The following is a 23,170-nucleotide window of genomic DNA, read 5'->3' as shown; positions in this document are numbered from 1 at the left end:
AAACAAAAGCGAGCCATATGGCTCGCTTTTAGAATCAGGAAGTTTACAAATTAAGCATTTGCTTGAACTGGTTGCGCTTCCTCTTCTTTGCCGATTTCACCTTCCGTTTTCGCAACGATAGTGTTTACTGCGGTATCGCCCACTACGTTCGATGAAGTACAGAACATATCGTTGATACGGTCTACAGCGGCGATGATTGCAAGACCTTCTGGTGGAAGACCTAGTTGGTGAAGAAGAACACCTACCATTACAACGCCACCGCCAGGAACACCACCAGCACCGATAGACAGTAGAAGGATAGTTAGACCTAGAGTGAATACGTCAGCAGTGTTGATTGGCTGACCAAATGCGTTCGCCACGAAAATAGTTGCTAGTGCGATGTAGATTGATACACCAGACATGTTCATGGTTGCACCGAGTGGAACACCAAAACCTGCGACTGATTTAGAAACGTGTAGCTTCTCAGTCAAAGTGCGCATCGTTACAGGAATCGTTGCATTTGAGCTCGCCGTAGATAGAGAGAACAGAATCTGCTCACGTGTTGCTCGTAGGAATGTCTTCGGCGAAGTCCCTGTCGCGATGCCAACCGCCATCGGGTAGAAGAAGAAAATCCAAAATACTAGCATTGCTACAACCAATGCTACGTAGCCTGCTACCGACATTAGTGTGTTTGCGTCTAGTGTTGCACCTAGTTGAATCATCAGCGCGAATACACCGTATGGCGCTAGGCTCATGACAAGACCCACTAGCTTCATCATGATTTCATTCGCCATCTTGAACGTACGGATAGCTGGACCACCGCGTGAGTCAAGAGCTTGGATAGCAAGACCTGTCAGGATTGCCATAAAGATGATTTGTAACATGTCACCGTTAGCAAACGCCTGAACTGGGTTGCTAGGAACAATGTTAACGACAAGTGAGAAGATGTCCGGTGTTTCAGTTGTGGTGAGTTTAACGGTCTCTGAAATCGTGCCAGCTAGATTCGCATCAGCGCCTGGCTGGAAAATCATACCTACTGTTAGAGCGGCTGTGATCGCGATAATGGTGTTGATAATGTAAAGAGCAAAAGTTTTACCACCAAGGCGACCAAATGCAGTGATGTCTTTCAGATCAACAATACCACATACAATTGAAACATAGACCAATGGGACAACAAGCAGTTTGATCAATGATACGAACATACCACCAGCGCCTTCTGCGGCACCAAGGAGGTAGGTATCAAAGATTGCAATTCCACTGAATAGGTACTGAATCGCAGTACCAATGAGCAGACCAGCAAACAAGCCTACAAATATCTTGCTTGAAAGCGATTTATCCATCTTTCATCTCCAGAATGTTGTGTTATTAAATTATGATTTTATAGTTTATTCCGCCATTATTTCCGACGGAGTTCGCACATAATACACATCAAGGTTACAAAATAAAGACTTTGTTTAAGATAATGTTACAAGTTTCAAATCAGAAATTAATTTTTGGTTAAATTTCATTCTGAGAATAATTCACTAAATCAATCAGTTATTAGAGGCAGGTAAGACTGGTCTTAGGGGATAAAAAAAGAGAGGCGAATGCCTCTCTTGTGTTTAAAACGTAGGGGATAGCTGAATTATTTCGCCACCATGACCATCGCTGGGCGAACCACACGACCATTCAGCTCGTAGCCTTTTTGCATTACAAACATCACGGTGTTTGACTCATGATCAGGGCTTTCTTGAATAGACATTGCCTGGTGCAATTCAGGATTAAAGGCTTCACCTTCTGGGTTAATCTCTTTAAGACCGAACTTAGCCACCGTGTCAACAAACGTCTTGTGAGTCAGCTCTACACCTTCAAGCAGTGGCTTAACAACTTCTGCATCTGTATCAGCGGCTTGAATCGCACGTTCAAGGTTATCGATAACCGGCAATAGCTCTTCAGCAAATTTGTTTAGTGCGTATTTACGAGCTTTATCGATTTCCTGCTCAGTACGACGGCGCATGTTTTCTACTTCTGCTTTCGCACGTAGCACGCTGTCTTGCTGCTCTTGAACTTTTGCTTCGCTAGTCAGTAAAGCCGCTTCTAGTTGAGCAATCTTCGCGTCTTTCTCATCACCGATCTCTTCAAGCTCTGCTTCCGCTTCTTGCGCTGCCGCTTCCACTTTTTCCGCTTCTTCGATGATTTGATCTAGCTCTTCTTCTGTAACTTTGTTTTCTTCGTTGCTCATGTTATCTCCGAAATACATATCCATTGGTACCTAACGCTTCACGTTTATCGCGTTTAGATACACAAAAACTCGCATAAATAGCTAACTTGCCATTATTATGGGGATGAAGATTACCGAATCAAGCCTATTTAGTGCGGAAAACCTATGAAAAAACCTTTTCAAGTGATCGCCATCATCGGAAAACCCCGAAATCAGCAAGCCATTCAGACTCATCGCGAGCTCTATACCTGGCTTAAATCTGAAGGCTATCAAGTTTTTATCGACGATCGCTTAATCGAAATTCTTGACGACGTACCTAAAGAGGACTTTGCTAGCTTGATTCAATTGGGCAAAGCGGCGGATCTCGCGATCGTAGTTGGCGGTGATGGGAATATGCTTGGCGCGGCACGCGTTTTGTCTCGGTTTGATATTTCAGTGATTGGCGTCAACCGAGGGAATTTGGGTTTCCTGACCGACCTAAACCCTGAAGACTTCCAAACAGCCCTAAAAGCCGTCTTAGATGGCGAATTTATCCAAGAAGAACGTTTCTTACTTGAAGCGGAAGTACACCGTCACGGCCAAGTAAAAAGTCACAACGCCGCGTTGAACGAAGCGGTGCTTCACCCTGGTCAAGTGGCACATATGATTGAATTCGAAGTTTATATCGATGATAGCTTTGCGTTCTCTTTACGTGCGGATGGATTAATCGTATCCACCCCAACAGGATCGACAGCTTATTCCTTATCTGGCGGTGGCCCTATTCTCTCTCCAAGCCTCAATGCGATTTCACTTGTTCCTATGTTCCCACACACACTATCAAGCCGCCCTCTGGTGGTCGATGGTAACCGTCGAATCAAACTCGTGGTCTCGCCAGACAACCGAGGAACTCAAGAGGTCGGCTGTGATGGTCAAGTTTCTCTCCCCGTCTCGCCGGGGGATGAAGTGCACGTATACCAAAGCCCCAACGTGCTCAAACTCATTCATCCTAAAAACTACAGTTATTACCACGTGTTAAGAAACAAGCTCGGTTGGTCAAGCCGGTTGTTTTAACCCAGTAAGGGCTAGTGGCAGTACTAGCCCTTTTCAAACAGACAAATTCTCTATATTCATAACCATTTCCTACATAAGAGCCTGCTAAATTACAAATTTTAAAACTTGATCCTGTGGGCAAATTCTACTTTTCATCTGTCGAGCGGATTGAATGAAAAGCACCCAGTGTTATTCTCGTGATGAATAGAACAATAACTCTATTTTCAATTCATCTATAAAGGACACACTATGAAAAAAACGATTATATTGTCCGCTCTCTCTACATTAGCGCTTGCTGGCTGCCAATCAGATGAGGCAAAGGTTACCGATACATCAAACGCTCGAGCGAATGACATAACTCAAACCAAGCGAGAGTTGGCGTTACAGCTTAGTAAAAACTATGTCGATATCGAGTCTACTTTACGAAAGGAAATTACCGCGCAGGACACAAGCATTGCGGTATCAGAATTTGTTGAGCAACAACCGCTTTCTAAGTTCAGTCAACGACTTGAAATCGCCGATGAACAAATTCGGAGCTGGAAAGGGATTACACAATACGCTGACCAAATACTGGAAGTTCGCCTAGCAAATGAACAAATGCTCGCAGCTTGGCAGCAAGGAAAAGTCGATCCTCTGTTTGCTTTTGAGCCAAGTGGTGACGATGAACAGTGGCAATACATCGAGGCGTATGACGTTTACGGCCAAATACACCAATTAGACGTTTATCAATTACCGGAAGTACCAGTACTGGTTGTCGACAGCAACAGCTCAGCAGAACTCAAAGCGGGTCTACAAGCAATGCGATCCGAAATGCGTAAGCTGGGTCAAACCACTCAGGTGCAGCCATTTGTACAAGATCGCAACGCAAAAGAAGCGTTTTCAACTCGTGTATCCAGTGCCACGACGTCACCTATCCATACCACCCAACTGAAGAAAATTCGCCTTGCTGATGATCAAGAACCTTGGATTTCCGGAAAAGCAGAAATTTATGCTTTGGTCACCGGAGTGAATCCAAGCCGAGATGAGCCCGCGCTTGATCTGGTTGAAATGCCATACTTGGACTACGACAACCAAGATTACTACCCGAACCAAATCATTATCCATTGGTCCCGCTATCGTTGGGGAGCAGCTGACATCGTGCTAATGGAACAAGATGACGGCACTGACTATAAAAAACTGGCGAAGCTGCTAGTTCAAGTCGCAGAAGAAGTATTGAAAGCCATCCCAGATCCTGAAGTGCAGGCTTACGCTATCATTCCTCAAATTACCAACAAAATCATCGACGCAATCCCAGATGGCGCTCTGACCAATGATGACGACTTTGTTGATGTCTATTACACCCTTATGCAAGACACATCCTACGTTGATCATCCAGGAGCAGGCGTTAATGCCGTCGTTACTCTTGAGCCTTTAACGATAAACCCAACCAGACTTTAGCATCCTCCCCTTGCAACTAAACCGCAGCCTCGACTGCGGTTTTTTCATGCCTATCACAAAATTAGATTCTCAATAAAAAAATCCACACCACCCACTTTACTGTATAAAGAAACAGTATATACTGCACTTATATACAGTATTGTTCATTTAAACAGGTACAACTACATGCTGGCTCATCTAAGTGTTAATAATTTTGCGATTGTTAAGTCTCTACAGCTAGAGCTATCCAAAGGAATGACGACCATCACAGGCGAAACTGGCGCAGGTAAATCTATCGCGATTGATGCATTAGGTTTATGTTTGGGCGGACGCGCAGAAGCCAGCATGGTCCGACAAGGGGAAGAGAAAACCGAAGTCAGTGCCGCGTTTTCTCTTGAGAACAATATTCACGCAACTCGTTGGTTAGAGGATAACGATCTACTCGATGGTTCTGACTGCATTTTGCGTCGTATCATCAATAAAGAAGGTCGTTCTCGTGCGTTTATTAATGGCAGTCCCGTTCCCCTTTCTCAACTCAAGTCTCTGGGTCAATTATTGATTAATATTCACGGCCAACACGCGCACCATCAATTGATGAAAAGCGACTACCAAATGGCCATGCTTGACCAATATGCGGGGCATACTAACCTTTTAAAAAGCACCCGAAACGCCTACCAGACGTGGCGCCAGGCAGACAACAATTTAAAACAGCTAAAAGAAAACAGTGCAGCCAATTTGGCGCAGAAGCAACTGCTCGAATACCAAATCAAAGAACTTAACGAGCTGTCAATTGGTGAGGACGAATATGAAGAGCTTGAACAAGAGCACAAAAGACTGTCCAACAGCGGTGAACTTGCCTCTACCTGTCAGCAAGCCATCGAACTTATTTACGAAGGTGAAGAAGTTAATGCGCTTGGTATTCTCCAATCAGCCAATCACTCCCTGATTCAGCTCGCAGAGCTCGATGACAAGTTAGCTGAACTACCAAATATGGTTGCGGAAGCGATCATCCAATTAGAAGAAGCAAACAGCGAACTGCGTAACTACCTCGATAATATTGACGTTGACCCTGGTCGAATGGCGTACGTCGAAGAGCGCTTTTCTAAAGTCATGTCGATTGCGCGTAAGCACCACGTGATGCCAGAAGAGTTGTTCCAGCACCATCAAGATCTGCTTGCACAAATTGAAGCCCTTGACTGCTCAGATGAGAAGCTCGACGCCCTCGAACAAGAAGTAGAAGCTAAATACCAAGCCTTCTTAGTCGCCGCTGAAAAGTTACACAAATCCCGCGGTCGTTACGCAAAAGAGCTAAATAAACTCATTACAGCGAGCATGCATGAGTTGAGCATGGAAAAAGCCCAGTTCAGTATCGAAGTAAACAACGAAGGTACGCACCCTTCGCCATTAGGCATGGATAGTGTTTGCTTTGTGGTTTCAACCAACCCAGGGCAACCAATGCAGCCAATCGCAAAAGTGGCATCTGGTGGTGAGCTTTCCCGTATTTCATTGGCTATCCAGGTCATTACCGCTCAGAAAGTTGATACGCCAAGCCTCATCTTTGATGAAGTCGATGTCGGCATTAGCGGACCAACTGCCGCAGTTGTTGGAAGAATGCTCAGAAAACTGGGGGAATCAACACAGGTTCTGTGTGTCACTCACTTGCCTCAAGTCGCAGGGTGTGGTCATCAACAACTGTTTGTGGCCAAACAAACCAAGGCTGGCAAAACAGAAACCCAAATGAACTCGCTCAATGATGACCAAAGAATCTCTGAGCTTGCTCGCCTGCTTGGTGGCAGCCAGATTACTGAATCCACCCTAGCCAATGCTCGAGAGTTATTGATCGCAGCCTAGATCCGCTTAGAAAGTCGAGTCAAAGTTCCCTAAAGTCACTTTTTTGGCTCGACTTTGCAACAAAACTCAAAAATCGCAGTCTGAAACAATTCAAAACCGCATGAGTTTTTTACATTAAGGCTCAGCTTGTTTATTATCGGCAAAGTTTAACCAATATCAGTAGCAAGAATTTAAGTATGCAATTCACAAAGTGGCTTATCGCTGTACCGCTCGCTGTGTCTACCCTGACAGGCTGCTCTTTATTAGAAAAATTGGTTTATCGTATTGATATCAACCAAGGTAACTACATTGAACAGGGCTCAGTAGAAAAACTGAAATTTGGCATGACAAAAGAGCAAGTTCGTTTTGTTATGGGCTCACCAATGCTAGTGGAAAATGGCTACCCTGATACTTGGTACTACATTTACCACCACACTGACGGCCACAATGACTCAATTCAAAAAGACTTAATTGTCAATTTCAATGGTCAAGGTCAGCTCGTTGAGATTCAGGGAGACTTCCCTGCAAGTAAAGATTTTTTCGAGAGTATTAACTGATCGAAAAGTAAGAATGATTTTAAAAGGTTGGCTGATGCCAACCTTTTTTATTTGCCCCTAACCCTCTTTGCGAAGTGGGTTCTTTTTTCCGCCAGTCACAGGGTCAGCAGCGCCAGAGGCTTTCGCTTGTTCTGCACGCTTACGGCGAATCTCCTTAGGGTCAGCGAGTAATGGGCGGTAAATCTCAATACGGTCCTTATCACGTACCGTTGAATCTAACTTCACATTGCGACTAAACACGCCGACTTTATTCTTGCTCAAATCCACTTCTGGGTATTGCTCCAATACACCAGATTGTTTGATGATTTCTTCAACCGTCATCGCTTTGTTGACCACCAAGGTGTAAACACGCTGCTCTTGCGGTAAAGCGTACACCACCTCAACGTGGATCATATCAGACTCAATACTCATAAGCTGGGTATACCTGTTTTGCGCGCTGTGTAAAAGCGTTAACCATATTATTGGTTAACTCATTGAATACTTTACCAAAGGCCATTTCGATCATCTTACTAGAAAACTCGAATTCTAGTTTCAGTTCTACTTTGCACGCCTGCTCATCAAGAGGAGTAAAGAACCACCCTCCTTTGAGCGTCTTAAATGGACCATCCACCAAATTCATCATGATCGCTTCACCAGAAACTAGCGAGTTGGATGTGGTAAATGTTTTGCTAATCCCTGCCTTAGAAACATCAACTGAAGCCACCATTGCCTCTGAGCTCGATTCAATCACACGCGAACCTGAGCACCCTGGCAAAAACTCCGGATAACTGGCAACATCGTTCACTAGATTGAACATCTGTTCTGCACTAAACGAAACCAAAGCAGAACGGCTGACTTGCTTCATATTGACTCCTCGTATCAATTGCTTGAACTTCAAGCTTGTAAGCAATTTTACTTTTATTTGCACTCAGCGCAAATAAAGGGATTTCCTAACTTAAATCCTAACCGTATAATGCAGCCATTATGGCAAAGAAAAAATCTAAACAAAAAGCGGGTAGCAATACCATCGCGGTCAATAAGAAAGCTCGCCACGAATACTTCATTGATGATGAAATTGAAGCTGGCTTAGAGCTACAAGGCTGGGAAGTTAAGGCACTGCGTCAAGGCAAAGCAAACATCGCCGAAAGTTACGTATTTATGCGTGACGGAGAAGCTTTTGTCAGCGGTATGACCATCACTCCTCTTAATCAAGCATCCACACACGTGGTGGCAAACCCAACGCGTGTACGTAAGCTCTTAATGAGCCGTCGTGAACTCGACAACCTACTCGGTCGCATCAACCGTGAAGGTATGACACTAGCAGCGCTTTCGGTCTACTGGTCTCGCTCATGGGTGAAGATGAAAATTGGTGTAGCAAAAGGTAAAAAGCTGCACGACAAACGTACTGATCTAAAAGAAAAAGATTGGGCTCGTGAAAAAGCGCGCGTGATGAAGAGCTCACTGCGCTAATATTGAGCACTTAAACGCACAAGGCTAGACAGGTTAGACTTTTCTGGTACTATGCGAAGAACACTTTGGGGCTGATTTAGGATTCGACAGGAATTTTGCAGTCTGAGGTGCATGCCGTGGGGCGGTTGGCCACGTAAAAAGCCGCAAAAAAATAGTCGCAAACGACGAAAACTACGCACTAGCAGCTTAATAACCTGCTCAGAGCTCTCTCGCCCTAGCTTCCGCACGTAAGACGGGGACCAACGAGAGATCAAACCCAAACGCGCTAGCCCGGATTCTCCCGCCTGAGAGATGAACGGCGAATTTTAATTCAGGATAGCCTTTGGCTGGCGTGTCGGTTCGCAGGTCACTGGTGAAATTAAAGATCGACTAAGCATGTAGTACCAATGATGAATGGTTTTTGGACGCGGGTTCAACTCCCGCCAGCTCCACCAAACAAAATAAAAAAGACGCCTTAGAGCGTCTTTTTTTGTATCTAAATCCCATCATTATCAACACTTTAGCACTATGTAAAGTAGCATGACATTTCATGGTGTCGCATAGTGTAGCTAATTTTTAATCCCCATTTTGTTACCCTAGACTGTTTCCCTATCTACTCATTGGGTAACAAAACAGAGGGAAACTATGCCACGTATCGCCACACCACTTAGCAATAAACAAATCGAAAATGCAATTCCACGAGAACGCGAGTACGTTTTATCTGATGGATTTGGATTGCAACTTAGAGTGATGAAGAATGGAACCAAGTCTTGGAGATTTGTCTATCAAAACCCAGTAACCAGACAACGAGCTAGGTTAAGTATGGGGACGTTTCCAGCTTTGACACTAGCCAACGCGAGAAAGCTAACAAGAGAACACAGAGAGTTAGTTGCACAAGGAATTGATCCAAAAGCACATCTAGAAGAACAACGACGAAAATATGAAGCAATGACGCAAAACACGCTTTTAAAAACAGCTCAACAATGGTTCGAAATAAAGAAACATAAAGTAACCGAAGATTATGCTAATGATACTTGGAGATCCTTAGAACTACATATTTTCCCTGAATTGAAAAATGTTCCAATAGCAATGCTAAGTGCTCCAGATGTAATAAAGGTCCTCAAAAGACTTGAACAGAAAGGCTCTCTTGAGACAGTCAGGCGCTTATGCCAGAGGTTGAACGAGATAATGACATTCGCAATGAACAGTGGGCTCAGGACAGACAATCCACTATCGGGTATTAAATCAGCCTTTAAAAAGCCCGTAGAGGAAAACATGAAAGCTATTGAGCCATCTGAACTACCACGATTGATGTGCACCATCGCAAATGCGAGCATAAAGCGCACTACGCGTTGTCTATTAGAATTTCAATTGCATACTATGACAAGACCAAATGAGGCAGCAGGAGCCAGATGGGACGAAATTGACTTAGATAAAAGACTTTGGACTATTCCACCAGAGCGAATGAAAAAAAGACTTGAGCACCGAGTCCCTCTCACAAACGAAACATTGGAAATTCTGAATATAATGCGAGATATATCTGGTCACCTTGAGTATGTTTTTCCGGCAGACCGAAATCCCAAAAAACATATGAACAACCAAACTGCAAATTCTGCACTTAAAAGAATGGGTTACTATGGAAAGTTAGTCGCTCATGGTTTTCGCTCAATAGCGAGCACTGCTCTTAATGAGCATGGATTTGCAGGCGATCACATCGAAGCAGCATTGGCTCATACAATCAAGGTCAAGACAAGAAAAGTGTATTGTAGAACTGATTTTCTCGATCAGCGAATACCAATGATGGAATGGTGGAGCAACTTTATTATGAGTTCCTCTCATATAAGACTTTCGACGATAAATATGAAAAATAGCTAAAATAAAAACTGACACTATATAATCTATTGAGGAATACTTAATATATTCCTCAATAGTTAGGTGTTAAAAAAACACTCTATAAGATAAATATGAAAGAAACAAACCCAATACATATGGCGATGCAATTATTAAAGAGTTTTTAAACGCATCTGATTTCGTCACTTTACCTCTTTCATCAATATTTTTGATGGTATCACTAGCTAATACAGTACACCAATCATGAAAATGTTGGTCTGTAAAAAGAGAGCTATGCCCCCCCTTAAAATACCTATTCGTTAAAGTATCGTATAGCTTGCCTTTGAATCCAGTTCTTCCAGCCATCCCTAAACCAACGGCTGTCATTTGACTTAAAATAAGTACTCTATCATTAATACCACACTCATTAACGATTTTATTTATCCCGTGTTTTTTCACTGTATTAGACCAGTCATAGCCACTTTTTATTACAGAATTGACTAATATGACATTTCCTATTTTAGGGGATAACTCAACCGATATTTTATCCAACGCCTCACAAATTACATGTGTACCAAAACTGTGTCCAACTAAGTGAACAGTCGCATTTGGAGCTCTTCTTGCGCAATGCTCTAAGTCTTTAACAAGACGGTTAACTTCACTTTTTCTCAGAAAAGGAATTAAAAAAGAGTATATTGGATAGTATTGGTACTTATAAGGAATATGATTAAATAAACCATTAAACTTAGACTTAATAAATTGGCTCAGTTCATCTTGCCACTCTCCATAGGTATTAATGCCATGCACAGAGTAAATGATATTTTCTTCGTCTGATTTTTTAATATTGTCAGTTTTCTTTAGTATATATTCTTCTATACAATCTTTAACATCGGACTCCCATTTACAATCTTCGTGGCTATAAAGATAAGAAAAAACTCTTGTTCTTGTAAAGTCACTACTGTGTTTTTCTATCAGTTCTGAATATTGACTCAATATCAATATATTGTCTGGCGGCAAACACTTCTTTCTTTTTTGGCTATGTTTAATCCATTTGATGAGTTCCAATCCGGCATTAGAATTAACTTCACCATTCTCATTTTGAGAATCCGGCAATTGGATATCTACTATAAGAAATGAAAACTTTCTTTTTTTAACCAAAGTAATAGCATCAGCTACATTTTCAGCTCTTTTAATATCAAAATCAGCTTGAATAGTTCGGATAACTTTACAGATGTTATCATATTTTTCACAACTATCCTCAACAATAAGAAAATCAATCATTAACAGATACCGCTATATATTCCAAAATTTGCTCCTTCCATAACTCGCTCGATGAATCCCAAAAAACCACCCCTAATAGAAATTTGTCGAATTTGTCTAATAATTCTTTTTTAAGCCCATTTAATGAAATGGTATTTTCGTGATGACCAAATACATCCCATTGAGTCAATATTACAGTTGGAACTGATATCTTTTTGTGTTTCATTGTCTGCAATATTTGTTTGCCAGAAAGCGAACCGATAGAGTGGCTTTCTTCGCTATACGCAGGTAGACTCATATCTAATATAAAAAAGTCGTAATTATTCTTTTTTAATTTTTGGATAGTTTCGGAAGGAGTCATTACATAATCTACTGTGAACTCCACCTCTAGACCATCTAATAGATCTTGGATTGAAGACACTTTACTCGGATTATCTTCAACCACAAGAAAATTAATACTATTATTCATTGCAATCACCCTCTATTAAATTAGACACGTCAAGGTTAGCCACAAACGTAAATATATCCTTCTCTGCCTCTAGAGTAACTTTATTTCTACACTGAAAATCCAGCTCTAGTATTTTTTTAACTTTAAAAACTCCACTTCTTTTTTCTCTATTTGCATTATGTAAGAAATCAAGATTATTTATCTCTGAATTAATTCTTTCTAATTCCTCTAGGTCAATACTAGAAGATTCATTAGATACACGCATCTCTATAAATCCATGTTGGGATAGAGTAATAGAAACATTAATATTTATAAAGCTATGTTCTTTTCTTCTCTTGGAAGCATTTTCAAAAAGCAGTATAAACATATGTACAAATGAATCTAGATGTTTGCCATCAAAGATAAGCTCTTCTTCATTATTTACACTTACATTAAGGTTTACTTGTGGAAATATTGTTTTAGTAAAATTTTCTGCCTCAAAAATAGCAACATCAAGCTTAAAATTTTCACCTATCACTTCAGAAAAAGACAGCCACTCAGAGATGGTCAAAAGCTTAGAATCAATATCATTTAGAACTAAAGAAAGAGCTGATTTATAATTTTTACCATATCCAGCTCTAAATGAATTCTTTAACTCTTTTAATTCATTGGAGAAATCATTCGCTAACCCTTCAGCGATTAATGCTCTACCAACAGAAAGACAAGAGTTCGTTTTTGACTTCATTAACTCTAGAGCTTGAATGACATAGTCATCTTTTGTCCTATCCGAGTCTAAATATAAAATGAAGCTAGCTATATCTTTTCCAGTAATAGGGAATCTGAATAGCCTATCCTTTTCTGTCTTGTCATTAGTCATTATTTGCATATAAACACTCTTTAATTTTGACAATCGAGTGTCTATATGTTTAGAAAAGTATTTTATTTTTTGTTGAGCTGTATTATAAGAGGACTCTAATAACAAGTGTTTACATTCATGTTCAAAATTTTCATTATCAATGTATTTGCCTTCTAGCCTCTTACACAATATCCCTTCTTTCTCAAAAATAGATCTTATAGCAGGTACTATACCATTATGTCGTATTTTAGTGTTTAGTTGATAATCCAGACCGTATTTTCCATCTAGGCTATATACATCTCTTACTGCACTTAAAAACTCATAAACTGAATTATATATGTCAGTATTCTTTTGTTTTTCAATACAATCAAAATCAAAATCAAAATCATCCTTCTCTCTATAATATGCATCATTCATGTTTTCTATATATAGAGACTTTTCTTCTTTAATGATTTCCAAAAGAACTTCAAAATTTATATTAATCTTACCGCCACCAACATCTTTTACACAAAGGTTCCTCGAGTATTGTGTAGTTAGAAACTTAATTTCTTTTTTAATTTCTGGCATATCATTAGAGTCTAACTTTGATAGTATTAGCATTCTATCCAAAAGCCTATCTGATGACGAAGCATATATATTCCTTACTGTGTGCAACGATTCCAGCACATTAAGGTTACATACTTTATGCATTAAAAATCTATGTTTTTCATCTAGCGCACTCAACTCACTCGGTTTTTCCACATTAGAAAAGTCCAAGAAGTCATCCAAATATAATGCAATTACTTGATCTTCAGACAAATTCGATGCTATTAAATAAACCGCTATCGGTATATTTATAGATGTTTCTTCAGGAGGTTCACACTCTTCCATAACCTCTAATATTTTTTTACCATCTATGCGATTTATATTGAGCATTCCATTAAAATATAAATCACAGATAAAAACACATGCCTTTGAAATTTCATTGTTATAAAAATGACATAATATTATCTTGTTACTTATTTCATCCTTCATGTGTTCCGGTGCATCATTTATACTTAAATACACTTTAATTGCGCTTGAAAAATCCTTTCTATGAAAATAAAAATCAGCAATTCTTTTTTTATTTCTATATTCTGGTATAGCCATTCCAAGATCTGTATCAATACTCGACAACGTAATTTTTGAACTTATGCAGTTTTCATAACAATTGTTAGGGTTAAAAGGGTTTGAAGGAAATGAGGTGCACTCGAAATACCTATAAATCTTTTCAATTCTCTGTTTTTCAAAATTGACTACGCGCTTCTCTTCTCTTAAGCAGGAATACTGTAAAGCATCTATATGATTTAACATATAAAACAACTTATCAATTTCTTCTTTTTTCTCGTACTTCGATCCAGAAATTATAGCATGATCAATTATCTTTCGTAGAACACCATTTCTATCTATGCCTGATTCCAATCCCAAATTGATTAAAGAATTAATGTATAACTCATAAAGAGAGAATACTAATGGATTATTATTAAAGTTATTTTCATAGAATTCCTTACATCCATGATAATCTCCATATATATATAAATCACACATTTTCAAATAACAATCTTTAAGATCGTCATCACAGTCATCAGCTCTTACAAAGTAGTTAGATAATTTTTTATCTTTAATACTTTCCTTTAACGACTTAAACTCTTCATATAAAGATTGATCTAACTCACCAAAGTCAATCGATTCCGTAAATATCAATCTTAAAACTGCATTATAAATATCAACAATATTACATTGCCAATAATAAGATAATACCTGTGTAGAATTATATTTGTTTGAGCAGTTAAATCTATGCATGAAGTCAATTATGTAACTATCAATAGCATCATCTATAGCTAGTCCATCTTTCAAAGAATCTAGAGAATATGATATTCGTTCGACCTTACTAATTGGAGACGTTCTGTCAAAAATAAGGTCTAAATCTCTTTGCTCAACATCAGTTAATTTTTTACTTGCAACCTTGTCGTAGAAACTTCGTATTTCGTCAACATCTTCTAGAAGAGACAATGTGGAAAATTTAGCCTCTAAATACCAAAAAGAATACCCAGATTCTTTACCTATTTCTTCAACAACTTCCAGAGCAGAGCAATAATCCCCATTTAATATTAATTCTTCATACTTCTCTTTTTTTGAAATATAGTTGTTTAGAAGTTTTTTCTCTCTATTAATTTTATCAAAAATAACTGATAGTAGATATTCCAGATTAGAGCTAGGAAACTGAATATTATCACCACCAAACCCTGAAAGCTTAAATCGATTTCTATTGAAAAAATAGGTTGATTGAAACAGTGGGTTTCTCTGCTTTAGTTTTAAAGCTTTTCTAAAATCACTTAGAGCGCCAATGCTAACAAGAGTACTAAGCTCTTTTCTAAAAAAAACCCTGAGGTCTACTTCTTTGTTGTTACGAAACCTTCTCATTATCTTTTCGCTTTTTGTCTTGTTTCAATCTGTGATTGACACTTTTTATCATACATAAGTTATTGTTATAAAGAGTATATCACTTGATTAACTAAATATTTAGATCCTTCCTCATCAATACCCAAGACTAGGACTAAACAGACACTTTATCGCTTCGTTCGACGAACAGATCCATTCGAGTTAACTGCTCTGCAGCTGCTAGCAAAGCATTCAAACAGTTAACTCATCTAGTGTTACTAGGTAGATATAGTATATACACCATACTCGGAGGTATAGCTGCCGTAGAACCCATCTAATCCGTAACCCAATATTTTAAAACTATGACACTCTATGGATTCCATTTCCTTTCTCCATACCTGAACAATACTCCCATCCTGCCAATTCGATCAGCCCAACGAAGAGAGTCACAGTACATTTCAGCCTTTGGACGTCTCTTGACAGATCTTTCCGTACCAGTGAAGCAACTCTCAAAGTGAACAACCCTTGAATATACTAATTTATGTATGTAACTGATCTGGCGATAAGGGTTTTTAATCTTCTGAAACTTGCAAGGTCTTGGCTCTATTCCTTCCCTTATGTGTGATATCTGCTGAAGACTTAGGCGATTCTTCAGCTTACTGGCAGCTCTGATGTTGTCTTCTGTTTTTGGACATATAACATGGAAGTGAGGAAGCCATACGCCGCATGACTGATGAAAGTCAATTTCAAAGCAACCAAGCACCGGTCCCTCAAACCCGCACCTTTTGAGAAGCTTACTTAAGCGTCCCTTTGCTTTTCCAACATCAAATCTATCAAGCTCCTCATGATTGAACGCTCGCGTGTAGTCAACCAGTGTGATTAGCCACCACCCCTTTTTAACCTTACTACATCTTAATTTGTGGACTAGTTCATTAACTCTCATAAGTCGATATGTCCTGTTACAGAGCTTGCAAGCAAGACTGTTACACTTCTTTATACCTTCCGAACATTCATCTAGCCGCCTTGCAAGCTCAAGATTCTGTTCACCACTGACACCTCTTAGTATCGAAATTCTAGTGTAGTTTTCCTCGACCGCTTTTCTAACAGTTTCAAATTTACGCATCTGAACTACTGATGTCATTTTTCCTCTAGTCATGGAAAACACTCCTCAGCAGATTCTCTTCTCCTGTATCGACTGAAGTAGCTTTTGGAAGCTTTCTAATCCATGCGTAAAGTTCAGCCTTATCCCACCTAGATTTACCTACCATATCTACTTGTGCAGGTAAGATTCCCTTCTTAGACCAACGATAAACAGTCGTCCTGTGTACATCCAAAATCTTAGCGACGTTATCTACGCTTAATAGTTCGATTTCGAACTCGTTTTTCATGTTCACGAATTTTCCCTTTTGTGGTTAACCCATGAACTGCTTTACAGTTTTACTGTTTTTCATGATTTTTTGTCACAAACAACCGTGAGCCTCACGAAATAAAGCATTTAAAATCAACAAGATAATAAAACAAAACCGTGAGACTCACACTAAGAGAACGCTATTAGCTCTAACTTAAACCTATCTAACGAGATCACATAAAACTAATCTTCATATAATCAATAGGTTAATTAGTGTTTTACGTGAGAATCACACTTCTATAAAATCTAAACGCATAAGACATCATTGGCAGGTAGTTGTATGGCTAAAACTAGCGCGGAAAGAAGGCGTGATATTAGTACAAGGCGAAAAGAGTCTGGGTTGACGACTAAGAAAATACACCTCTCAGAATATTCTCTTGATGGTCTTAGTTTTTTAGCTACGGAGCTAGGATTTGACTACAAAGTGTTAAACCAAGAAGAAAATTTATCCCTTCTTGTCGAATACTGTATTACTAATGCGTATGACATGCATTTTAATGAGGAAGATGATTTCGCTAATGATCCACCGAGTTCCAAATTCGCGTTGCAACTTTGGAAGTATCACCTCATAGTTAAACATCTCAAATCCAATGGTAAAGACAACGCAAGTATCGTTGATTTCATGAATTCCTGGGCTCACTGCACTCCCCCAGCCATAGCAAGACAAGGTTCGGCAATCGATGATTACGACACTGTTGTCTACTGCCCAGTTGAGTGGACGAGGAATTTAGTTGCCAAATTAAGCGATAAAAAGAGAGTTGATGATTACATTTCCAGATTAAACTTGATTAGAAGTGTTTTGTGATTACTCAGTGACTCACTCATCTAAATGTGAGTGCAATAACTTACCCAATGCTAAACACCAATGATTTATTTGAAGAACGTCACATATTTGGTAGTTACCCAAATATTTACCCAAAAAAATCACTCGCACGATAAAAAGCCTTTAATATCAAAAACTTAAAAATAGAATTCAGATGACGCCAGCTCCACCAAACGTTTGGGAAAGGCGCTAACTATTTGAGTTAGCGCCTTTTTTGTATTTAACAACTTATACTTATCGCGGTTGGAACTAAAAATAGGTACTAAACCGCGTAATCTCAAAGCGATGAAACTAAATCCAAAGCATCAATTATTCCAACACAAAAATACCAAATGATTTGTTCCATGAGGTATTTGATTCTCTACTAGAATGCATTTACCGTTTTATAAGCACACATCGCTCTCGCTTTCTCTACCCCTTGCGCTTTGTTTCGCAGGTAGCACGTTCGGTACGACACGATATAACGGTTAAACAGTTTCGTCGCTTCAGGCTTAGGTTTGGAAACTAATTGGTTTACGAACTGCCTAGAGCCAACTTCAAAGTGCTGAGTATCGATGGGTGTGTTCCAATCCCCGCCCCAAATTAGAAAACCATGATGAGCAAAGAGATCCACCACCGCTTCCGCCATACCTGAGCGTTCTATTTCATCTCTTGCTCTAAACTGAGTTCGGTTAATGTACTTGGCCGCTGACTGAATCGGCTTAACCTTAATAGTGCCGTTATCACTAAACTCTAAGAATGGGTTTTGCACTGGGTTGATATCAATCGCGACACCATAGGCATGTTTAGACCAGCTGGAACCACCGGTTATTGGCCTCGCGTTGAAAGCACTGCTGTTATTAGCGTTCATTGAGGCATCATCATCGCCTTTGAACTCTCGCATTAAGCGAGCAGAGTGTAGAGGGAAGTTTCGCTGTTTGAGATCAGAAAATATTTTCTCAACTGAAGGCGCAACGACATCAAGAACAATCACACTCCCCTGCTTTGACTGCCCTTGAAAATCGATAAACTCAAAGTCTACTTTGGATAGGCGCTCACACCCCACTGGCGCGCCCTGAGCTAACACGTTGGTCTTGAGCATCATGTCACATTGCCATTGTGAGATAGGAGCGACTTTAGCAAGGCTTGAAGCACTAAATATCGACGCCGCGAGCATCATAGAAGCTCGCTTGAGGTAAAACATGGCATTCCCAAAAAAGATATACTTATATAGAGGTAGTGTGCCTTGAATAACGATTTTTGCAATGCTCTCAATCCAAGTCGCGGACTACCCATCGTTATTTAATACGACGATGACATCCACGCTAAATCGAGGTATTCATCGAGTGAGTATTTCCCTTCATACATAAAAAAATGAACTTTGCTGTGCGCGTTCTCTTCGCCATCTATTTACGAAAATAGTTTGAGCTAAACTTTAGGATTAGTGACAATTTGGAGTGACATTGGTGCATTTAGGGGCATAGCGTCAAAGTCTGATCCTAGATAATCACGTCGTGCGGTATATACTGATTTGTACTACGACTCGGAGTATTTTAATGACTGCTCATTCACCGATTTCGGTTCTTGCACTCGATCATGTCGTGCTACGCACCACTAAACTTGACGCCATGCTCCACTTCTATCAGCAAATTTTGGGGTGTCAGCTTGAGCGAGAACTGCCTGATCTTGGCTTAACGCAGCTGCGGGCAGGCAGTGCCTTGATTGATATTGTGACAGTAGACAGTGAACTCGGGAAACTTGGCGGTGAACCACCACGCCAAAATGGACGCAACATGGATCACTTTTGCCTTCAGGTCGCACCTTTTGACGAGCAACAACTGCGAGAATATCTCAATCGCCACAACATTACCGTGGAAGACTTTGCAGAGCGCTATGGAGCCCAAGGATTTGGTCGTTCAGTCTACCTCACCGATCCTGAGGGCAATGTCGTTGAAATAAAGCCGTCTAAGCCCATCGATGAATGTTAGCAGAAGGCTAAGTCCCACTCTTCCAAGCTGGGCACATTCAATAATCAGAGCCTCATCAATGTCTGAGGTTTTGGCTCGGCGTATAGTCAAAACCTTATTGCTCAGATCCAGAACTAGGAACCGCCCATGCTAACCCACGCTCAACTGACTGACTTACGGAAGGAGCTTCATCAACACCCTGAGTTATCGTGTTGCGAGGCAAATACAGCCGCACGCGTTGAATCACTATTCGAGCAATTTTCGCCGGATGAAACCTATCGAAACTTGGGCGGTCATGGTTTAGCCTTTGTGTTTAATGGCGCACAGGCGGGCCCTACCACCTTGATTCGTAGTGAACTCGATGCGTTGCCCATCCAAGAAATCAATCAGTTTGATCACCGCTCAGTCGTGGATGGGGTTTCCCATAAATGCGGCCACGATGGTCATATGGCGATTGTTTCATCGCTAGGAGCAGCATTAAGTGATCAAAGACCGAAAAATGGGCGCGTTGTGCTTTGCTTTCAACCCGCAGAAGAAACCGGAACGGGTGCCATTGATGTAGTAAAAGATGCGCAATTTGCCAAGATTCTGCCAGACTACGCCTTTGCATTGCACAATTATCCGGGGCTAGCGCTTGGCAAGGTGGCAGTAAGAAGCGGCACCTTCAATTGCGCCTCTCGCGGGCTGATCATCAAATTGAGTGGAAAAACCTCACACGCAGCCCATCCAGAAGATGGCATTAGCCCAGCGATTGCCATGTGCCAAATTATTCAACAGCTCAACCAACTGCCAACACTACTTACACAGCAAGGGCTCAAGGGTAAAAGTTGGGTGACGGTTATCCACGCCAAACTTGGGGAAGTGGCGTTCGGCACCTCTCCAGGTGAAGCGGTGGTTATGGCAACGTTACGCAGTGAAACAAACTTGTGCATGCAAACCTTGGTTGAGCAAGCAGAAACTTGGGCTCGTTTGTATGCTAAGGAGTCTAGGCTTGAGGTGAGCTTTTCTTACGATGATGTCTTCCAAGCGAGCGTCAATAGCGATGAAGGATGCAAGCGGGTCGTGGCTGCATGTCGCCACACAAATACTGACTATGTATTGATGGACGAGCCAATGCGCTGGTCAGAAGATTTCGGCCAGTTTACCGCGGTCGCGAAACAAGGTGCGATGTTTGCCCTAGGCGCAGGAGAAACTAGCCCACAGCTTCACAACCCAGACTACGACTTCGATGACCAACTGATTCCGATTGGCAAAGCGCTGTTTTTAGATCTAATAAAGCAAATCAATGGATTAGACTGAATCTCCAAATAGAGCCCAAGTTTCGGCTCAGGCTCTATTGTTCAGCTTTTAACGAACGACAAACACCGAACACGGCGCATGACGCACCACTTTGGCGGCATTCGAACCCAACAAATAGGAACCTAACCTAGGTTTGGCAGACGCCATCACGATGGCATCCGCATTTGAACGCTTGGCTTGAGCCACGACTTCATCAAACACAACGCCATTTCTGACGATACTTTTGCCGCGATGTGGCCGAGGAACAAGCTGTTCAAGCATGATTTGTACGCGGTCAAAGGCACTAAGGTGGTGTTCAGAAAACGCGTTTCCTGTCACCGTCGGAACCATACTGTGGTGCACTCTGGCATCATCCACATACAGCATGTCGATAACCCCATCTTCAGCAATCAATTTGAGTGCCATTTCAACCTCTAGTTTAACCACATCTGGGTAAGCCAAATCTACTGGCATTAAGATTCGTTGCAGGCTCATATCAACTTACTCCCATCACTTTATTAGGCAGCCACATCACCACTTCAGGGAACAGCATACAAAGCACCAAGACGCAGAGCTTGAGCAAGATAAATGGCAATATCGAACGGTAGATATCCATCATGCTCACCCCCGGCGGCGCAATACCTTTGAGATAGAAAAGGGCAAACCCATATGGCGGTGTTTGGACCGCGATTTCGATGTTCAAAATCATCAAAATGCCAAACCATATCGGGTCATAGCCCAGCGATACCACAATCGGTGTGAAGAGTGGTGCACACATTAATACAATGATCAGCTCATCAATGATGAAGCCCAGAAGCAGCATGATAACCTGCAGTAATATGATGACGCCAAGCGGAGGCAAGCCGAGATCTTGGGTAATTTGCGCCACCATGTTTTGCACTCCACTGAGCATGTGGAAATTACTAAACAAAGATGCGCCGAGAATGATCCACATCGACACGCTGACCAACATGGCCGTTTCAAACCCTGATGACTTAAACATCTCAAAACGGAAGCGTTTAAAGATCACCGCAAGCAAAATGGCGCCAACCACACCAATTGCTCCCGACTCAGTGGGCGTCGCAATCCCCGTTATAATACTGCCAAGTACAGCAACAATCAGCAGTAGTGAGAACAAACCATCACGAGCTGTTCGCACCTTCTCTTTGCCTGTCATGCTGCTTTCCACACCTGTGCCTAACGGCGCTTTTTTTGGGTTGAGCTTGCAACTAATAATGACATAAGCAATCAGCAAGCTGATCGAGATAAGCGCGGGGATGATGGCGGCAAGAAACATACGCCCAACCGAGTTTTGCGTCGTCGCGGCATACATTATCATTGGAATGCTCGGCGGGATCAGAATCCCCAAACCACCGCCCGCCATAATGACCCCGAGAGCCAATCGCTTGTCATAACCTCTTTCAAGCATTGGCTTGAGCGCGATACTGCCTGACGTCATGATGCCCGCACCGATGATGCCAACCATCGCCCCAATCATTGAGCAAACGCCGATCACGCTGATCGCCAACGATCCTCGCAAACGGCCTATCACCATTTGGCTGGCGTTGAACATCGCATCACCAATCCCAGAGCGAGTCAGCAATTGCCCCATGTAGATGTAAAGCGGAATAGCGAGCAAGATAAAACTGAAAAAGTTACTTTCTATCGTAGTAGGCACAAGGTTAAAAATTCCCTCTCCCCACGTCATGTACCCCATGCCCATAGCAATGCCGCCCAGAGCAAGGCCAACCGGCGCACCGAGTGCGAAACTAAATAAAATACAGCCGATTAACAGCAGGGTTAATACTTCAATACTCATACATCCCCCGCCTGTTCAAGTAAGCTTTCGCTTGGTTGTTGCTCTTCAACCTGCTGTTCAATCAGCGATTTTCCCGTCACCACATAGTAAAGGTCTTGGATCATGTCACTGGTAAATTGAACAATAAATGCGCCGCATGCCACCATCATCATCACCCAGAAATGAGCCATAGACGGAGCCCACTCGGATTGGCGTCGATAGTTAAACTCAATCGCTTCTTCAAACTTGCCCAGTGCCATCATCAGCACAACCGACAAGAAGAAGATTGCCAGTGAATAAGAAACGAGATTAAACAGCGAGCGAACGCGCATAGAAACGGAAAGGTAGAACACATCCACATTGATGTGCGCTTTATTCTGCTGGGCTAACGCGCCACCCAAGGCAGCAATATAGCCAAACAGAAACAATGACACGTCATATGCCCAAATAGTGGGTTTACCAAGCACGTAACGAGAGAACACTTCAAAGGCAACGGTGAGTGCTAATATCGGCATCAATACCGATGCGGACACACCAATCCAATAAACCAAGCGATTAATACCAAGGCAATACGCTGCCAAAACCTTACTTAACATAGACGCTATCCCTGCCAGCAAATGAGAAAAGGGGGCAAGCCCCCTAGATTGACCACTTCGCCTGTAATTCGATATCTACCCCAAGATTTGAACAAAGCGAAGTGGGCAA

22 protein-coding genes and 1 other RNA gene are annotated in these 23,170 nt (G+C 41.5%); 10 read left to right on the top strand and 13 right to left on the bottom strand.

The genetic code is table 11. The annotated features are described in order from the left end of the window. Positions 1-50 precede the first annotated feature (50 nt). Together ACUALS_RS03900 and grpE are read right to left on the bottom strand one after the other, a co-directional pair. Positions 51-1,319 carry a dicarboxylate/amino acid:cation symporter gene (locus ACUALS_RS03900; RefSeq protein WP_454448905.1) on the bottom strand — a complete coding sequence of 423 codons (1,269 nt, stop codon included), beginning with the start codon at positions 1,317-1,319 and terminating at the stop codon, positions 51-53. A 284-nt stretch (positions 1,320-1,603) separates the two neighbouring features. Further along, the gene (gene grpE, locus ACUALS_RS03895) at positions 1,604-2,200 is read right to left on the bottom strand and encodes a nucleotide exchange factor GrpE (RefSeq protein ID WP_038140035.1); all 597 of its coding nucleotides are present in this window, start codon (positions 2,198-2,200) and stop codon (positions 1,604-1,606) included. A gap of 144 nt (positions 2,201-2,344) precedes the next feature. On the opposite strand from grpE, the gene nadK reads away from it, so the two are divergent. The 4 genes from nadK to bamE all read left to right on the top strand — a co-directional run bounded on the left by nadK (position 2,345) and on the right by bamE (position 7,011). Then, positions 2,345-3,229 carry an NAD(+) kinase gene (gene nadK, locus ACUALS_RS03890; RefSeq protein WP_005471457.1) on the top strand — a complete coding sequence of 295 codons (885 nt, stop codon included), beginning with the start codon at positions 2,345-2,347 and terminating at the stop codon, positions 3,227-3,229. Between the two features lie 228 nt (positions 3,230-3,457). Next, on the top strand, positions 3,458-4,645 hold the full coding sequence (locus ACUALS_RS03885) for a DUF3103 domain-containing protein (protein WP_454448904.1): 1,188 nt from the start codon (positions 3,458-3,460) through the stop codon (positions 4,643-4,645). Positions 4,646-4,810: 165 nt separating this feature from the next. After that, on the top strand, positions 4,811-6,475 hold the full coding sequence (gene recN, locus ACUALS_RS03880) for a DNA repair protein RecN (protein ID WP_005471568.1): 1,665 nt from the start codon (positions 4,811-4,813) through the stop codon (positions 6,473-6,475). Between the two features lie 176 nt (positions 6,476-6,651). Next, complete coding sequence (gene bamE, locus ACUALS_RS03875; protein WP_005471536.1) at positions 6,652-7,011, top strand: outer membrane protein assembly factor BamE; 360 nt, start codon at positions 6,652-6,654, stop codon at positions 7,009-7,011. Between the two features lie 57 nt (positions 7,012-7,068). Here bamE and ACUALS_RS03870 read toward each other — a convergent pair whose 3' ends face one another. Together ACUALS_RS03870 and ACUALS_RS03865 are read right to left on the bottom strand one after the other, a co-directional pair. Further along, positions 7,069-7,422, bottom strand: coding sequence for an RnfH family protein (locus ACUALS_RS03870; RefSeq protein ID WP_005471572.1), 354 nt, complete (start codon positions 7,420-7,422; stop codon positions 7,069-7,071). Further along, complete coding sequence (locus ACUALS_RS03865; RefSeq protein WP_005471451.1) at positions 7,412-7,855, bottom strand: SRPBCC family protein; 444 nt, start codon at positions 7,853-7,855, stop codon at positions 7,412-7,414. Before ACUALS_RS03865 ends, ACUALS_RS03870 begins: the two co-directional genes overlap by 11 nt. 119 nt (positions 7,856-7,974) lie before the next feature. Here ACUALS_RS03865 and smpB point away from each other — a divergent pair, with 119 nt between their 5' ends. The 3 genes from smpB to ACUALS_RS03850 all read left to right on the top strand — a co-directional run bounded on the left by smpB (position 7,975) and on the right by ACUALS_RS03850 (position 10,314). Beyond that, positions 7,975-8,460, top strand: coding sequence for an SsrA-binding protein SmpB (gene smpB, locus ACUALS_RS03860; RefSeq protein ID WP_454448903.1), 486 nt, complete (start codon positions 7,975-7,977; stop codon positions 8,458-8,460). Between the two features lie 67 nt (positions 8,461-8,527). After that, positions 8,528-8,894: a transfer-messenger RNA gene (gene ssrA / locus ACUALS_RS03855) on the top strand. 190 nt (positions 8,895-9,084) lie between these two features. Beyond that, a complete protein-coding gene (locus ACUALS_RS03850) occupies positions 9,085-10,314 on the top strand; it encodes an integrase domain-containing protein (protein WP_187567318.1) in 1,230 nt (409 codons plus the stop codon). 63 nt (positions 10,315-10,377) lie between these two features. Here the strand turns inward: ACUALS_RS03850 and ACUALS_RS03845 are convergent, their stop codons facing one another. From ACUALS_RS03845 to ACUALS_RS03825, 5 genes are all read right to left on the bottom strand, one after another. Then, the gene (locus ACUALS_RS03845) at positions 10,378-11,550 is read right to left on the bottom strand and encodes an alpha/beta hydrolase (RefSeq protein ID WP_187567319.1); all 1,173 of its coding nucleotides are present in this window, start codon (positions 11,548-11,550) and stop codon (positions 10,378-10,380) included. Next, positions 11,543-11,998: a response regulator gene (locus tag ACUALS_RS03840; protein ID WP_187567320.1), complete on the bottom strand. Its 456-nt coding sequence runs from the start codon at positions 11,996-11,998 to the stop codon at positions 11,543-11,545. The genes ACUALS_RS03845 and ACUALS_RS03840 overlap by 8 nt, the downstream gene beginning before the upstream one ends. After that, positions 11,991-15,254 (bottom strand): hypothetical protein, encoded by a 3,264-nt coding sequence (locus ACUALS_RS03835; protein ID WP_454448902.1) that lies wholly within the window; start codon positions 15,252-15,254, stop codon positions 11,991-11,993. The genes ACUALS_RS03840 and ACUALS_RS03835 overlap by 8 nt, the downstream gene beginning before the upstream one ends. A 328-nt stretch (positions 15,255-15,582) precedes the next feature. Then, positions 15,583-16,368: a hypothetical protein gene (locus ACUALS_RS03830; RefSeq protein ID WP_187567322.1), complete on the bottom strand. Its 786-nt coding sequence runs from the start codon at positions 16,366-16,368 to the stop codon at positions 15,583-15,585. Beyond that, on the bottom strand, positions 16,361-16,600 hold the full coding sequence (locus ACUALS_RS03825) for a helix-turn-helix transcriptional regulator (RefSeq protein ID WP_053310372.1): 240 nt from the start codon (positions 16,598-16,600) through the stop codon (positions 16,361-16,363). Before ACUALS_RS03825 ends, ACUALS_RS03830 begins: the two co-directional genes overlap by 8 nt. Before the next feature lie 300 nt (positions 16,601-16,900). Between ACUALS_RS03825 and ACUALS_RS03820 the strand changes: the two genes are divergently transcribed. Then, entirely contained in the window at positions 16,901-17,425 is a 525-nt protein-coding gene (locus ACUALS_RS03820) for a hypothetical protein (protein ID WP_069491619.1), read from the top strand. A 382-nt stretch (positions 17,426-17,807) separates the two neighbouring features. Here the strand turns inward: ACUALS_RS03820 and ACUALS_RS03815 are convergent, their stop codons facing one another. Then, complete coding sequence (locus ACUALS_RS03815; RefSeq protein ID WP_454449218.1) at positions 17,808-18,602, bottom strand: M15 family metallopeptidase; 795 nt, start codon at positions 18,600-18,602, stop codon at positions 17,808-17,810. A gap of 376 nt (positions 18,603-18,978) precedes the next feature. Between ACUALS_RS03815 and ACUALS_RS03810 the strand changes: the two genes are divergently transcribed. Together ACUALS_RS03810 and ACUALS_RS03805 are read left to right on the top strand one after the other, a co-directional pair. Beyond that, complete coding sequence (locus ACUALS_RS03810; RefSeq protein WP_454448901.1) at positions 18,979-19,410, top strand: VOC family protein; 432 nt, start codon at positions 18,979-18,981, stop codon at positions 19,408-19,410. Between the two features lie 126 nt (positions 19,411-19,536). Further along, complete coding sequence (locus ACUALS_RS03805; protein WP_454448900.1) at positions 19,537-20,688, top strand: amidohydrolase; 1,152 nt, start codon at positions 19,537-19,539, stop codon at positions 20,686-20,688. Positions 20,689-20,736: 48 nt separating this feature from the next. Here ACUALS_RS03805 and ACUALS_RS03800 read toward each other — a convergent pair whose 3' ends face one another. From ACUALS_RS03800 to ACUALS_RS03790, 3 genes are read right to left on the bottom strand one after another with little or no spacing between them, the layout of a single operon-like run. After that, positions 20,737-21,162, bottom strand: coding sequence for a universal stress protein (locus ACUALS_RS03800; protein ID WP_454448899.1), 426 nt, complete (start codon positions 21,160-21,162; stop codon positions 20,737-20,739). 1 nt (position 21,163) lies between these two features. After that, positions 21,164-22,486 carry a TRAP transporter large permease gene (locus tag ACUALS_RS03795; RefSeq protein ID WP_454448898.1) on the bottom strand — a complete coding sequence of 441 codons (1,323 nt, stop codon included), beginning with the start codon at positions 22,484-22,486 and terminating at the stop codon, positions 21,164-21,166. Further along, entirely contained in the window at positions 22,483-23,061 is a 579-nt protein-coding gene (locus tag ACUALS_RS03790) for a TRAP transporter small permease subunit (RefSeq protein WP_005471461.1), read from the bottom strand. The genes ACUALS_RS03795 and ACUALS_RS03790 overlap by 4 nt, the downstream gene beginning before the upstream one ends. Positions 23,062-23,170 lie beyond the last annotated feature (109 nt).

The sequence above is a fragment of the Vibrio sp. NH-7 genome (assembly GCF_053643215.1).
This window is presented reverse-complemented; position numbering and strand designations above follow the sequence as displayed.